This is a genomic window from Ruegeria sp. HKCCD6604, assembly GCF_013110635.1.
Classification (GTDB): domain Bacteria; phylum Pseudomonadota; class Alphaproteobacteria; order Rhodobacterales; family Rhodobacteraceae; genus Ruegeria.
In genome coordinates, this window is record NZ_WVQW01000001.1 from 372,404 (window position 1) to 386,148 (window position 13,745).

Here is a 13,745-nt window from a genome sequence, read left to right on the forward strand (position 1 = left end):
CGTTCACAATAGGGAGTAACCATATGAAAAAGCTGCTTACAGCAACTGCAGCATCCGCTTTGCTGGCCGGACCTGCGCTGGCCGAAGACATTACGCTTGGTGTTTTGTTCGGTTTCACCGGCCCAATTGAATCGCTGGCACCCGCAATGGGTTCGGGCGCTGAATTGGCGATGGCGGAAGTCACCGAATCCGGAAAACTGCTGGATGGATCCAAAGTGACCGCATCGCGCGCCGACACCGGCTGCATTGATAACGGTCTGGCCACTTCGAACGGCGAACGCATGATTGCCGACGGTGTTGCCGGCATCATTGGCGGCGATTGCTCGGGCGTGACCGGTGCGATCCTTCAGAACGTCGCGATTCCGAATGGCATGGTCATGATCTCGCCCTCGGCGACCTCGCCGGGCTTGTCGACCATGGAAGACAACGGCCTGTTCTTCCGCACCGCGCCTTCAGATGCGCGCGAAGGCCAGGTGATGGCGGATATCCTGAAGGATCGCGGCATCAACTCGATCGCTCTGACCTATACCAACAACGACTACGGCAAGGGTCTGGCGGACGCGATCCAAACCTCTTTCGAGGCAGCAGGTGGTGAAGTGACCATCGTTGCAGCGCACGAGGATGGCAAAGCCGACTATTCGGCCGAAGTTGGTGCTCTGGCCTCGGCCGGTGGCGACATTCTGGTCGTTGCGGGTTATCTGGATCAGGGCGGTCTGGGCATCATCCAGTCGGCGCTGGACAGCGGTGCGTTTGACACCTTTGGCCTGCCCGGCGGCATGATCGGTGACTCGCTGCCGGCCAATGTCGGCCCCGACCTGAACGGTTCGTTCGGTCAGATCGCCGGTTCGGGCGGTGAAGGCGCCGAGAAGTATTTCGCAATGGCCGAGGCAGCAGGCTTCGACGGTTCGTCGCCCTATTCGCCCGAATCCTATGACGCTGCGGCTCTGTTCATGCTGGCCATGCAGGCTGCCGGATCGACCAATCCGGCCGACTATGGCGGCAAGATCATGGACGTTGCCAACGCTCCGGGCGAAAAGATCTATCCCGGCGAACTGGCCAAGGGTCTGGAATTGCTGGCAAACGGTCAGGACATCGACTATGTCGGTGCGTCCGGTGTTGAGCTGATCGGCCCCGGCGAAAGCGCGGGTTCCTATCGTGAGATCGAAGTGACCGACGGTGAAAACAAGACCGTCAACTTCCGTTGATTGATCGCCAAAAGCTATGAATGCAAGCAGCCCGGGCCTTGTGTCCGGGCTGTTTCAATGAAAAAAGACCGCACCCGGCAAACGGGGTCGAGACAACAGCGCCGAACAGGCGGCAAGGGGAAAAGATGATCGTCGTCGAGGACGTGCACAAGCATTTCGGCGGATTTCATGCGGTGGACGGGGCATCGCTGGAAATCCAGAAAGGGTCGATCACCGGCCTGATCGGGCCCAACGGGGCAGGAAAAACCACTCTGTTCAATGTGATCGCAGGTGTTCTGCCGCCGACCAGCGGCAAGGTGGTGATGGACGGCGGGGATATCACCGGTCTGCCCCCGCATGAACTGTTCCACAATGGTCTGTTGCGCACGTTTCAGATTGCACATGAATTCCCGTCTATGACCTGCCGCGAAAACCTGATGATGGTGCCCGGCGCGCAATCAGGCGAGTCGCTGTGGAACACGTGGTTTGGCCGCAAGCGCATCGCTGATGAAGAACGCGCGTTGAAGGCCAAGGCCGATGAGGTGCTGGAGTTTCTGACGATTGAACATCTGGCCGATCACAAGGCGGGTCAGGTCTCGGGTGGTCAGAAAAAGCTGCTGGAGCTGGGCCGCACGATGATGGTGGATGCCAAGATCGTGTTTCTGGACGAGGTCGGCGCGGGTGTGAACCGCACCCTGTTGATGACCATTGCCGACACGATCCTGCGGCTGAACAAGGAACGCGGCTATACCTTCGTTGTCATCGAACATGACATGGATTTCATCGGCAAGATCTGTGATCCGGTCATCTGCATGGCTGAAGGCAAGGTTCTGGCCGAGGGTACCTTGGACGAGATCAAGGCGAACGAGCACGTGATCGAAGCCTATCTGGGCACCGGCCTGAAGAACAAAGACAAACTGGAGGCAGGCGCGTGAGCGACAACCCCTATCAGGATGACAAGGGCAACAAGGACGCCTCGATCACCAATCCGCACGGTGTCGGCACCATGACGCCGGCCCATCGCAAAAGTGGTGCGACGCAAAAGGTCGAGGGCGGCCCGTTTCTGATCGGCGACACCATGACGGGTGGCTACGGCAAAGGGCCCGACATCCTGCATGACTGCACCATTGCCGTGGACAAGGGTGAAATCGCAGTCATCGTCGGCCCCAACGGTGCGGGAAAGTCTACGGCGATGAAAGCCGTGTTCGGGATGCTGGATGTCCGTTCAGGGTCTGTGCGTCTGGACGGCGAGGATATTACAAACCTCACCCCGCAGGATCGGGTCATGCGTGGCATGGGCTTTGTGCCGCAGACACAGAACATCTTTACCTCGATGACGGTGGAGGAAAACCTGGAAATGGGCGCCTTCATCCGTCGCGACGACATCAGCCAGACGATGGAGCAGGTCTATGACCTGTTCCCCATCCTCCGCGACAAGCGCAATCAGGCCGCCGGAGAGCTGTCGGGCGGACAACGCCAACAGGTCGCCGTGGGCCGCGCCCTGATGACCCAGCCCAAGGTGCTGATGCTCGACGAGCCTACGGCAGGTGTTTCGCCGATCGTGATGGATGAACTGTTCGACCGGATCATCGAAGTTTCCCGCACCGGCCTGCCGATCCTGATGGTGGAACAGAACGCCCGCCAGGCCTTGGAGATTGCCGACAAGGGATATGTTCTGGTTCAGGGGCGCAATGCCTATGCCGGAACAGGCAAGGAACTGCTGGCCGACCCCGAGGTGCGAAAGTCGTTTTTGGGCGGCTGATCGACGCTTTTCAATGGCAGGTTTTTATGTGGGACCAGTCGAGATTCTCGGCTGGTCCTTTTGCTTGATCGCAATGCGCAAAATTGAAGGCCAGAACATGGCAACCGGTGCTTCAAGTCGAGGCTCTGTATATGAGAGCCTTTATTAGGTATCTGAAAAATATCAATTAATCTCCTGCGGGCCGTTGCGGAAAAAAGACTTTGAAAACGCGCCGAATGCCAATCTGCTGCTTTAATCAGGCCCAATTTCAAAAATATCGCTGCGCCCGAACACCTAAACCAATCCCCGAAACGCGCCCCGGTTGGGGACACAAGAATTGGAAGTCAAAATGAAAAAATGGATGATCGCCGCCCTGGCCGCACAACTGGCAACCGGTACCGCCGCTCAGCAGCGCGAATTTGTGTGCACATCGGAAATTGATGGAACCGAGTATCGGCTGACGCGGTTTGAAGGTGCGCAAAAGGGATCGGTCAAGTTCGGTGACACGACCGGGGACGCGCAGGTGTTTCCGGGGCTGAACAACTTGACGTTCATCCTGACGACCGAACAGCATGTCATGACGTTCTTCGTCAAAAGCCCGGATCTGTCCTACAACCTGTCCATCCGCCGCCCGGTTCTGCAAAATGACCGTGGCCAATGCACGGAAACCGGAGCCTAGCCCCGCGATCTTTTGCGATTTCGGACCGCGCCCCTCAGTGTGGCGCGGTCTTTTTCTTTGGGGAAGAACCAAGGGGCCTCTGCCAGCGTGTCCGAAGCCTGCAAAACGGCATAAAAAACATGCATAAAGCCCTAAAAATCATGTTCCAAATTGTTGTGTCTTTCGTCGCCGTCATGCCATAAAGCCGCACCCGGACAGTGAGAAGAAATAATGGATCTACTCAACGCGCTTGTTGCGCTTGCGAATTTTGTGTTGGTGCCAGCGGTCGCTTATGGCAGCCAATTGGCATTGGGCGCGCTTGGCGTGACCCTGATCTACGGCATCCTGCGGTTTTCGAACTTTGCCCATGGTGACACCATGGCCTTTGGCGCGATGGTCGCCGTACTGGTCACATGGGGGTTGCAGGCAGCCGGAATCAGCTTTGGACCGTTGCCAACCGCCCTGCTTGCCCTGCCCTTAGCCATCCTGGGCTGTATCGTGCTGGTGCTGATCACCGACAGGCTGGTCTACAAATTCTACCGTGAACAAAAGGCAAAGCCCGTTATTCTGGTGATCGTCTCCATGGGCGTGATGTTCATCATGAACGGCCTTGTCCGGTTTATCATCGGGCCGGATGACCAACGGTTTTCGGATGGGGCTCGGTTCATTGTTTCGGCACGCGATTTCAAGGCGATGACCGGTCTGCGTGAGGGTCTGGCCATCAAGACGTCGCAAGGTATCACGGTGATCGTGGCCGTTGTTGCCGTGGCGCTGCTGTTCTGGTTTCTGAACAAGACGCGCACCGGCAAGTCGATGCGGGCCTATTCGGACAATGAGGATCTGGCGCTGTTGTCAGGCATCAACCCGGAACGTGTGGTGATGATCACATGGATCATCGTTGCGGCGCTGGCCACAACTGCTGGCGTTCTTTACGGGCTGGACAAAAGCTTCAAACCCTTCGTCTATTTCCAGCTTCTGCTGCCGATCTTTGCCTCGGCCATCGTGGGTGGTTTGGGCAATCCTCTGGGCGCCATCGCAGGCGGGTTTATCATCGCGTTTTCCGAAGTGACGATAACATACGCCTGGAAGAAGGTGCTGACCTATGTGTCGCCTGAAAGTCTGGCGCCGTCAGGTTTGGTCCAGCTCCTCTCGACCGATTACAAATTCGCGGTCAGCTTTGTCATCCTGCTGATTGTGCTTCTGTTCAAGCCCACGGGACTTTTCAAGGGAAAGGCCGTATGACCGACTCTGTCAAAAACACGCTGCTGTTCGCAATTGTCGGTGGCCTGATCCTGTTGACCGGTTTCACGCAAAGCTGGAACACCGCGATCCTGATCCTGAATATGGGGCTGATTTCCGCCATCATGGCGATCGGTGTAAACCTGCAATGGGGTTTTGCCGGTCTGTTCAATGTGGGCGTGATGGGCTTTGTCGCACTGGGCGGTCTGGCCGTCGTACTGGTTTCAACGCCGCCCACGCCCGGTGCTTGGGCTGCCGGAGGTTATGGCATCGTTCTGTCTTTGCTGCTGGGCGCCGCGACAGTTGTTGCCGCCGTTCTGGTGGCAACAAAGCTGCCGAAAGGCCGTGTGCAAACCCTGACGATCATCGCCGTTCTTGTCGTGGGCTTTTTTGTCTATCGCGCGGTGTTCGATCCCAGCATTGCGGCGGTCGAGGCCATCGACCCGGCGATTTCCGGCAATATCGGAGGTCTTAACCTACCCGTTCTGCTGGCCTGGCCGGCGGGCGGTTTGCTGGCGGCGGGTGCTGCGTGGCTGATCGGTAAAACGGCGCTGGGCCTTCGCTCGGATTATCTGGCGATTGCCACATTGGGGATCGCCGAAATCATCATCGCCGTCATGAAAAACGAAGACTGGCTGGCCCGGGGCGTCAAGAATGTCTACGGCATCCCTCGCCCGTCCCCCGTTGTGGGCTACGAAGTGGATTTGCAGAACGACCCGGCCTTTCTGGCGCGGGCCGAATGGTTGGGGTTGGACCCCGTCACTGCATCCACTCTTTCGGTCAAACTCGGTTATTCGCTGCTGTTCCTGATCGTGCTTCTGGTTCTGCTCTGGATGGCTCAGATGGCGCTGAAAAGCCCTTGGGGCCGGATGATGCGCGCAATCCGTGACAATGAAGTGGCGGCTGAGGCCATGGGCAAGGATGTCACCCGTCGTCATCTGCAAATATTCGTACTGGGTTCGGCCATTTGCGGTATCGCGGGTGCGATGATGACAACGCTGGACGGCCAGTTGACGCCAAGCGCCTATCAACCGCTGCGCTTTACCTTTCTGGTCTGGGTGATGGTGATCGTGGGTGGTTCGGGCAACAACTTCGGGGCCGTTCTGGGCGCATTCCTGATCTGGTTTCTGTGGGTTCAGGTTGAACCGATCGGGTTGTGGCTGATGAATGTCATTACCGCCGGCTTGCCGGACGGAAGTGCATTGAAAGCCCACCTGCTGGACAGCGCCGCGCATATGCGCCTGTTCACGATGGGTCTGATCTTGTTGATTGTTCTCAGATTCAGCCCAAGAGGGCTGATCCCAGAGAAATAGATCACTTCCACCTTCAATAAGCGAAACCGCGCCTCTCATCCGGCGCGGTTTCTTGATTCTTAACGATTTTTTGAATAAACGGACACACCGCAGTGTTTTCTTTTTGCGGTATGTCGCCGGCACTCACATCCGTCTACACCGATCTGTAACGATCATTTACACGTTTTGAAAAGAGTCAAAAATGAAAGCACCACGGTTCAAGACACTGCTTCTGTTTCCGGTTGTTGCCATCGTAACAACCGCCTGCATTCCCACACCGGAAGAACTTGAGACAACTCCCGTCAAGGTTCAAACGCCCAAAGGTGTCGTAACCTGTCAGCTATACCGTCACGACCGGGTGACCTGGGACCGGGCGATTGACTTCCCGGCTTCAAAAATGTCCGTGCCGGAGGCTGACGCCTACTGCCGTCAGGAAGGCCAGCGTCGTCTGAAGTAAACATTGCGGCGCCCGTGATGGGCGCCGTTCCGTCATCTGTTGCGGAACAATCCACCCAGAATACCACGAACGATCCGGCGTCCGGTCGTTCCTTTCAGTTCTTTGATAACCGCGTCGGTCATCGCCGATGCAAACGTGTCTTTCCGGCGCTGCACCCGGGACGAGGATCTGCCGACCCGGCTTCCCGAATATCTGCGAGCCGAAGAATATTCTCGCTCCATCGGTGATTGTGCCTCCAGCACTTCATCGGCCTCTGCCTGTTCAGCGGCCTTGGCGGCAGCCTCAGCCCGGGCCTGAAGGATTTCAAAGGCCGATTTTCGATCAATACCATTGTCATATTTCGACGCCATCGGAGAGGCATCGAGAATGGCCCGCCGCTGGGCATCGGAAATAGGCCCCAACTGGGACCCCGGCGGACGAATCAATGTGCGCTCGACAATTCCGGGAACACCTTTTTTCTGCAGCATCGACGTGACAGCCTCACCGACGCCCACCTCGCGGATTGCGGCTTCGGTGTCGAAGGAGGGGTTTTCGCGATAGGTTTCCGCCGCCAGACGCAGGTTCTTTCGGTCACGCGCCGTGAACGCCCGCAAAGCGTGCTGAACGCGATTGCCCAACTGTCCCAGAATATCCTCGGGTATATCGGCGGGATTCTGGGTGATGAAATAGACCCCCACCCCTTTGGACCGGATCAGGCGGGCAACCTGTTCGACCTTGTCCACCAGCACTTTCGGAGCGCCGTCAAACAGCAGATGCGCCTCGTCAAAGAAGAACACCAGCTTGGGTTTTTCAGGATCACCGACTTCGGGAAGCTCTTCAAACAATTCGCTCAGCAGCCACAGCAGGAACGTCGCATACAGCCGTGGCGCGGCCATCAGTTTGTCCGAGGCAAGGATGTTCACCATCCCCTGCCCGTTTTCATCGGTGCGCATCAGATCGGACAGATCCAGCGCGGGTTCGCCAAACAGCTTTGTTCCACCCTGGTTTTCCAACACCAGCAAACGCCGCTGGATCGCACCGACCGAAGATGTCGATACATTGCCATATCGCAATGAAAGCTGGGCCCGGTTCTCGCCGATCCAGACCAGCAGCGCCTGAAGGTCTTTGAGATCCAGAAGAGGCATTCCCTCTTCATCGGCCACGCGGAACGCGATGTTCAGGATGCCTTCCTGCGCTTCGCTCAATTCCATCAACCGGGACAGCAGCAAAGGGCCCATTTCAGTGACCGTCGTCCGCACCGGATGGCCCTGTTCGCCAAAAAGATCCCAGAACGCAACCGGGCAGGCAGAATAGGAAAAATCGTCGAACCCAATGCGTTTGGCACGATCCATAAATGCCTGTTGCAGTTTGTGCGCGTCGCTTCCGGGCAAAGCCAGGCCCGACAGATCACCTTTGACATCGGACAAAAACACCGGAACCCCGGCTTGGGAAAAGCCTTCCGCGAGGATTTGCAACGTTACGGTCTTACCGGTCCCGGTGGCGCCGGCAATCAGCCCGTGGCGGTTCGCATATTTCAGCGCCAGTTCCTGCGGCTGGCCATAGCCTTCGCCTCCGCCACCCAAAAATATATTCTTGCCCATTAACATTGCCTTATGTTTCACCGATCCGTGACCAGCATACAAAGTTAACCTTTGACTGCGATAGTCAATTTGCCCCGCGTTTGTTTCCCTCACGTGGGGCAGACTTCCTCCCTGTCGACTGGCCGTGCCTTCGGGCACGGCTTTTTTGCAGGTTCGAATTTGGTTTCAAAGTTCTGACCGTAATATTAAAATTTGAGGATAGCTGTTGACCCGTCTGCGCCCCTTTCGTAGGGTTTGCGCATAAATAAGTCGGCCAGTCCGACGGGGAGAACCTTTTGGAAAAGAGAGCTGGCTTATACAGCTCTCTTTTTCTGTCTCAGGGCAGTTGGTTTCTGGTGTTCTGGCAAGAATCCGTTCACGTTCAGACATGGCGTTCTGTTAGTGCCTGACACCAGTTCAGAAGAGTGTTAAACGAAGCAAAAAGCTCAAGCATCAAGTCGAGGCATTCATGATCAAGAAAATCCTCTCGCTAAGTACAGTGGCGGCAATTCTTCTATGTGGCGCAGGATATGCGCAGGACACAACGACATCCGAACCGGACAACGGTCTCGATTTGGGTCAGGAAGGCCCGCGCCCCGGAGAACAGTTCGTCAAGGAAAAGTTCGGCGACTGGGACTTGTCCTGCATCAAGGCGCAGCAAGGCGAAGACCCGTGCGCCATCGTCCAGATTCTGAAGGGCAACCAGGGTGATCCGATAGCTGAGGTGTCGATTGGAAGACTGCCCGAGGGCGGCGCGGCAGTTGCATGGGCGAATGTGATCGTTCCGTTGGAAACACTGCTGCAAGCTCAGCTCGCCCTGTCCATCGATGGTGCGCCCCGCAAGTTGTACAACTATCATCATTGCCTGCCTGTTGGCTGCGTCGCACAGCTGGGCCTAAGCCAAGGCGATATCGATGCAATGAAAGCTGGCACCAAGGCGATCTTCTCGCTGGTTCCGGCCCGCTTCCCTGATCAGGTACTGGAGATGGAGATGTCGTTGTCCGGCTTTACGTCCGGCTATGACACTCTGACCGTCAACGCGAACTGAGGGTGCGTTTACGATTGTGCCGCCGCACCGATTGCGGCGGCGCTTCGCTGATTAAATTCGCTTCAACGCCAAAACCGCATTCAGCCCGCCGAAAGCAAACGCATTGCTGAGCGCGACGTCAACTTTGGCTTCCCGAGCCTCGTTCGGCACAACATCAAGCGCGCATTCCGGATCGGGTTCCTCGTATCCGATGGTGGGTGCAATCACACCGTCCCGCAGCGCCATGATACATGCCAAGAGTTCCACCGCGCCGGTTCCACCAATCAGGTGACCATGCATGGATTTGGTCGACGATATCATCAGGTCGTCAGCATGGGGCCCAAAAACATCCGCAACGGCGGCGCATTCGGTTTTGTCATTCGCGGCCGTCCCGGTGCCGTGTGCGTTGATATAGCCCACATCGCTTGCATTCAATCTGGCGTCGGCCAAGGCACCTGACATGGCCCTTGAAGCCCCTTGCTTGCTGGGCATCACGATATCGGCCGCGTCCGACGACATGGCAAAACCAACGACTTCGCACATGATCTCGGCGCCACGGGCGCGGGCGTGCTCGTATTCCTCGAAAACAAAGATACCGGCCCCTTCGCCCTGTACCATTCCGTTGCGATTGGCGCTGAACGGTCGACACGCATCCTTGGACATGACGCGCAACCCTTCCCAGGCCTTGACGCCTCCAAAGCACAACATGGATTCGGATCCGCCAGTGATCATGACCGGGGCCATACCGCTTCGGACCATCTGAAAGGCCTGAGCCATGGCATGGTTCGACGACGCGCAGGCGGTCGACACGGTGAAGCTGGGGCCTTTGAGATTGTGTTCCATGGAAACATGGCTGGCCGCCGCATTGTTCATGAGTTTGGGAACAACAAACGGGTGTACCCGGTTCTTTCCGTCCTCATAAACCGAGCGATAATTGTCATCCCAGGTCGATACGCCACCGCCGGCGGTCCCCAAAACAACACCTGATTTTGCGGCCAACTCTCCGTGAAACTCGATGCCGGACTGATCGATGGCCTCTTTGGCGGCGGTCAGAGTGAACTGAGTGAACCGGTCATACAACGACATCTGCTGACGGTTGAACCGACCTTCAGCCTCAAAGCCGCGAACCTGCCCGCCGATTTTGATGGCCAACCGATCAACATCCCGAAATTCCAGTTCCGAGATGCCGCAACGGCCTTCGCGCATGGCTTCAAGGGTGTCAGGAACCGAATGGCCCAGTGAATTGATCGTACCTGCGCCGGTAATGACAACACGTTTCATGAGCGTCAGTCAGACCTTTTCCGACACGAGCTTTTCGATCCCGGCAATGATCGCAGCGACATTGGATATGTCAAAATCGTTGGCCTTGGGTTCGTTGGCGTTGAACGGAATTGAAATGTCGAACTCTTCCTCGATGGCGAAAATACTTTCGACCAGACCAAGGCTGTCGATTCCCAGATCTTCCAGCGTGCTTTCGGGCGTCACATCCGATGGCTCCAGCACGGCCTGCTCTGCAATGATTGCGATGACGCGGTCGCTGATGCTCATGTCGATCCCCTGATTTTCAGTTTGACGATGATTTAATCGCTTGGGGTCTGTTTGAAAACAGCCTTTTTCAGTGCCTCAACGTCGCGTGCCATTCGGGGCAGTCGCCGCTGCGCCTTGTAGACATCGGTATGGGTCTCCATTTTGATGCCCGGATACCCCATTATGACGCGCCCGGCGGGCACATTTGACAGAATCTTCGTGCCCCCGCCCGAAATGACGCCGTCCCCTATGAAAATATTGTCGACCACTCCGGTCTGGCCACCCAGAACAACGTTGTTGCCGATCTCGACCGAGCCGGACACACCCGTCTGACCGCACAGCAGACAATCCCGCCCGACGCGGGTGTTGTGTCCGACATGGACAAGATTATCCAGCTTGGTGCCGTCACCGATCCGCGTGCTGCGGATGGTTCCATTATCGACGGTGCAATTGGCGCCAACCTCGACATCGTCACCGATCTCAACCGCGCCCAAAGAATGAATACGAAGCCAGCTTTGGGCCTTGGCGTCCCCCTGATCACCCAACGTTTCGCGGGCGCGCTCAGCGCCAGAGACCTCGGGCGTTACGAAACTGAACCCGTCGCCGCCAATCCTTGCACCGGGTTGCGCGATGAACCGATCCCCGATTTGTGCACGCGCGCCAATACTAACCATTTCGCGCAACAGGGCCTGTTCGCCAAGAATGGCGTCCATTCCCACCACGCAGTGTGCACCGATGACCGAGCCCGAACCTATTCGCGCCCGAGCACCAACAACAGTCAGAGGTCCTATCGCCACATCTGGTCCAATTTCGGCCGTTGGATCGATCACTGCGGAAGGGTGAATGCCCGGTTCAATCCCTTGCCCGCGATCCAGCATTGCGGTGATCCCCGCCATCGCCATGCGCGGACGCTTCACGAAAATGGCCGCTCGCAACCCCATTGCCTGCCAATCCGCGCCTTCCCACAGAACGGCGGCGCGCGCTTCCCCTTTCGAAAGCGCTTCGGCGTATTTCGGTGACATGGCCATGGCCAGATCTGTTGGTCCGGCATCGCCCGGCTCGGCCGCCCGCACGATCGTCAGGCCACCATCGCCTTGGCATTCGGCACCCAAAGCGTCGGCGATTTGCTGAATGGTAAACTGCATCTCGGGCTTCCTTTTGGCAGGATTTGCCCTGTGCTTAACCCTGAACGTCCGGCAGGGCCACCCCTGCCTTTTGCAGGGCCTCCCAAATCTTGCGGTCCCGGCCATAGACATCGCGGCGATACTGCACCTCGCCTTTTGGACCGACATATGCCGTTCGATAGATCAGGTGGACCGGAACCTTTTGTTCCAAATCAACCTTGGTTTCCTTTCCTGTGTTCAGAACACGATGAAAGAATGCTTTGGGGTCCTCTTCCTGTTTGGCCAACAATGCATAGGCAAACTCGAAAGGCTGAGCCAATCGGATGCAGCCGTGCGAGAACGCCCGCACCTCACGCGCGAACAGGCTTTTCTGAGGTGTATCATGCAGATAGATATTGTACTTGTTGGGGAACATGAACTTGACCAGCCCCAAAGCATTGCTTTTGCTGGGCGGCTGGCGCATCGCAAAAGGAAAGCTTCGCGCGGTGAACTGATTGAAATCAACCGCCCCGCGATTGACCTGCCGCCCCCTGCTGTCCGTGATCTGGATATGACCGACCGCGTTGGGGTTCGCTTTCAGCTTCGGAAGGTATTCCTTGGTGATGATCGAGCGCGGAACATACCAGCTGGGGTTTATCACCATATGTTCCATCACATCCGAGAACTCCGGGCTGCGGCGATCATGCGTGTTCTTGCCGATCACCGCACGGGTTTCAAACGTGACTTGCCCGTCATCCACGATCTTTGCCGAAAAATCTGTCTGGTTGACAAGAATATGACGTGCGCCGCGATCCCGAGGCAACCAGCGCTCTCGTTCCAGAGCAACATAAACAGCCTTGAGCCGGTCCACGGCGGGGCGATTCAACTCGGCAATCGTGCCCTTGCCTGCAACACCATCGGGTTCCAATCCATGCGCGATTTGAAAGGCCCTGACCCCTTCCAGCAGCGCGGCGTCGAAAGACGGGCTGGCCGATGGTTTCATGTAGCCCATCAACACCAGCCGATTGCGAAGCTTTACAACATTGGGCCCGGTATCACCGTATTCCAGCTTGGTTTCCGGGACAGTCGCCCCCCAACCGCCTTGATCTACCAAATCCTGAAGCGCCAGTTTATGCTTCATCAGAGCCCGGTACTGACGGGTTTGAGGAGCCAATTGCGCAAGATACGCGGCGCCATGTGTGTTCAGGGCGTTAAGATGCTCGGCCGCGCTGCGACGATCCACCGACCGAACAAGCCCGTCGTCGATGTTTCCGGGCCGAAGAAAACCCGAGTACAATGCGTCGGCAAAATCCACGAAAACCCTGCTCAGTTCAGCCTCAACGGCGCCAAGGTCGCGTGTCGAGCGTGCATCCTGCATTTTCTGAATCAAGGATGAAACAGTGGCATCAGCCTGCGGCAGACCGTGCAGATGCGCATGTGACAGTGCCAGGATCAATGCGGCCCGGCGTTGCATATGCTCATCGGATTCACCCACCCAAATCGGCGAAAACCCGTTTGTCCGGTAAAACTCTGCGATCTGCGATTCCCGTGGGGTATGTTCTGCAACGGCCATCTGAAACGCCGTGTTGTGCACAGGTTCAGAAGTGGTGTTTGCCATACTGGCAGTGGCCGCAAAACAGGCGGCAAGCAGGATACTGGTACGGGTTCGGAAAACAGAAAGCATTGGATGGCCTTGGAATCAATGGCTTGGTTGATGATATGTGCGTCGAACAACTATGAGTTTGACTGCGCAGACTTGTCTATTCACAAATTCCTTACCGAATTGCTTCTATTGTCGCCTGATGCGCGTTTGCATCGGCCCGGTGATGCGCAGCTCACACCTGCAACTATTCTGCGCTCGGCTGTGACATTTGCGCAAAAATCTGCCGAAAATTCCCCCTTGAAAAGGTGACTATGAAACACTTCTTGGCCGTCGAATCCGATTGTGTCATAAATTC

At 56.9% G+C, this 13,745-nt stretch carries 13 protein-coding genes; 8 read left to right on the forward strand and 5 right to left on the reverse strand.

Annotated features, from left to right (window positions below):
* Positions 1 to 23 precede the first annotated feature (23 nt).
* The 7 genes from GS614_RS01855 to GS614_RS01885 all read left to right on the forward strand — a co-directional run bounded on the left by GS614_RS01855 (position 24) and on the right by GS614_RS01885 (position 6,571).
* On the forward strand, positions 24 to 1,205 hold the full coding sequence (locus tag GS614_RS01855) for an ABC transporter substrate-binding protein (protein WP_152457993.1): 1,182 nt from the start codon (positions 24 to 26) through the stop codon (positions 1,203 to 1,205).
* A gap of 125 nt (positions 1,206 to 1,330) precedes the next feature.
* The gene (locus tag GS614_RS01860) at positions 1,331 to 2,119 is read left to right on the forward strand and encodes an ABC transporter ATP-binding protein (RefSeq protein ID WP_171725368.1); all 789 of its coding nucleotides are present in this window, start codon (positions 1,331 to 1,333) and stop codon (positions 2,117 to 2,119) included.
* Entirely contained in the window at positions 2,116 to 2,946 is an 831-nt protein-coding gene (locus GS614_RS01865) for an ATP-binding cassette domain-containing protein (RefSeq protein ID WP_171725369.1), read from the forward strand. Before GS614_RS01860 ends, GS614_RS01865 begins: the two co-directional genes overlap by 4 nt.
* Before the next feature lie 328 nt (positions 2,947 to 3,274).
* The gene (locus GS614_RS01870; RefSeq protein ID WP_171725370.1) at positions 3,275 to 3,604 is read left to right on the forward strand and encodes a hypothetical protein; all 330 of its coding nucleotides are present in this window, start codon (positions 3,275 to 3,277) and stop codon (positions 3,602 to 3,604) included.
* Positions 3,605 to 3,814: 210 nt separating this feature from the next.
* Positions 3,815 to 4,825: a branched-chain amino acid ABC transporter permease gene (locus tag GS614_RS01875; protein WP_171725371.1), complete on the forward strand. Its 1,011-nt coding sequence runs from the start codon at positions 3,815 to 3,817 to the stop codon at positions 4,823 to 4,825.
* Positions 4,822 to 6,135, forward strand: a complete 1,314-nt coding sequence (locus tag GS614_RS01880; protein ID WP_171725372.1) for a branched-chain amino acid ABC transporter permease — start codon at positions 4,822 to 4,824, stop codon at positions 6,133 to 6,135. Before GS614_RS01875 ends, GS614_RS01880 begins: the two co-directional genes overlap by 4 nt.
* A gap of 181 nt (positions 6,136 to 6,316) precedes the next feature.
* Positions 6,317 to 6,571 carry a hypothetical protein gene (locus GS614_RS01885; RefSeq protein WP_171115893.1) on the forward strand — a complete coding sequence of 85 codons (255 nt, stop codon included), beginning with the start codon at positions 6,317 to 6,319 and terminating at the stop codon, positions 6,569 to 6,571.
* Between the two features lie 32 nt (positions 6,572 to 6,603).
* On the opposite strand, the gene GS614_RS01890 is transcribed toward GS614_RS01885, so the two are convergent.
* Positions 6,604 to 8,151 carry a helicase HerA-like domain-containing protein gene (locus GS614_RS01890; protein ID WP_171725373.1) on the reverse strand — a complete coding sequence of 516 codons (1,548 nt, stop codon included), beginning with the start codon at positions 8,149 to 8,151 and terminating at the stop codon, positions 6,604 to 6,606.
* 448 nt (positions 8,152 to 8,599) lie between these two features.
* Between GS614_RS01890 and GS614_RS01895 the strand changes: the two genes are divergently transcribed.
* Complete coding sequence (locus tag GS614_RS01895) at positions 8,600 to 9,178, forward strand: invasion associated locus B family protein (protein WP_171115889.1); 579 nt, start codon at positions 8,600 to 8,602, stop codon at positions 9,176 to 9,178.
* A gap of 51 nt (positions 9,179 to 9,229) precedes the next feature.
* Here the strand turns inward: GS614_RS01895 and GS614_RS01900 are convergent, their stop codons facing one another.
* The 4 genes from GS614_RS01900 to GS614_RS01915 are packed head-to-tail and all read right to left on the reverse strand — an operon-like array spanning position 9,230 to position 13,471.
* Positions 9,230 to 10,438, reverse strand: coding sequence for a beta-ketoacyl synthase (locus GS614_RS01900; RefSeq protein WP_152458002.1), 1,209 nt, complete (start codon positions 10,436 to 10,438; stop codon positions 9,230 to 9,232).
* A 9-nt stretch (positions 10,439 to 10,447) separates the two neighbouring features.
* Positions 10,448 to 10,705, reverse strand: a complete 258-nt coding sequence (locus GS614_RS01905; RefSeq protein ID WP_171204768.1) for an acyl carrier protein — start codon at positions 10,703 to 10,705, stop codon at positions 10,448 to 10,450.
* A 32-nt stretch (positions 10,706 to 10,737) separates the two neighbouring features.
* Positions 10,738 to 11,829 carry a UDP-3-O-(3-hydroxymyristoyl)glucosamine N-acyltransferase gene (lpxD, locus tag GS614_RS01910; RefSeq protein WP_171328386.1) on the reverse strand — a complete coding sequence of 364 codons (1,092 nt, stop codon included), beginning with the start codon at positions 11,827 to 11,829 and terminating at the stop codon, positions 10,738 to 10,740.
* Positions 11,830 to 11,863: 34 nt separating this feature from the next.
* On the reverse strand, positions 11,864 to 13,471 hold the full coding sequence (locus tag GS614_RS01915) for a murein L,D-transpeptidase (RefSeq protein ID WP_171725374.1): 1,608 nt from the start codon (positions 13,469 to 13,471) through the stop codon (positions 11,864 to 11,866).
* Positions 13,472 to 13,745 lie beyond the last annotated feature (274 nt).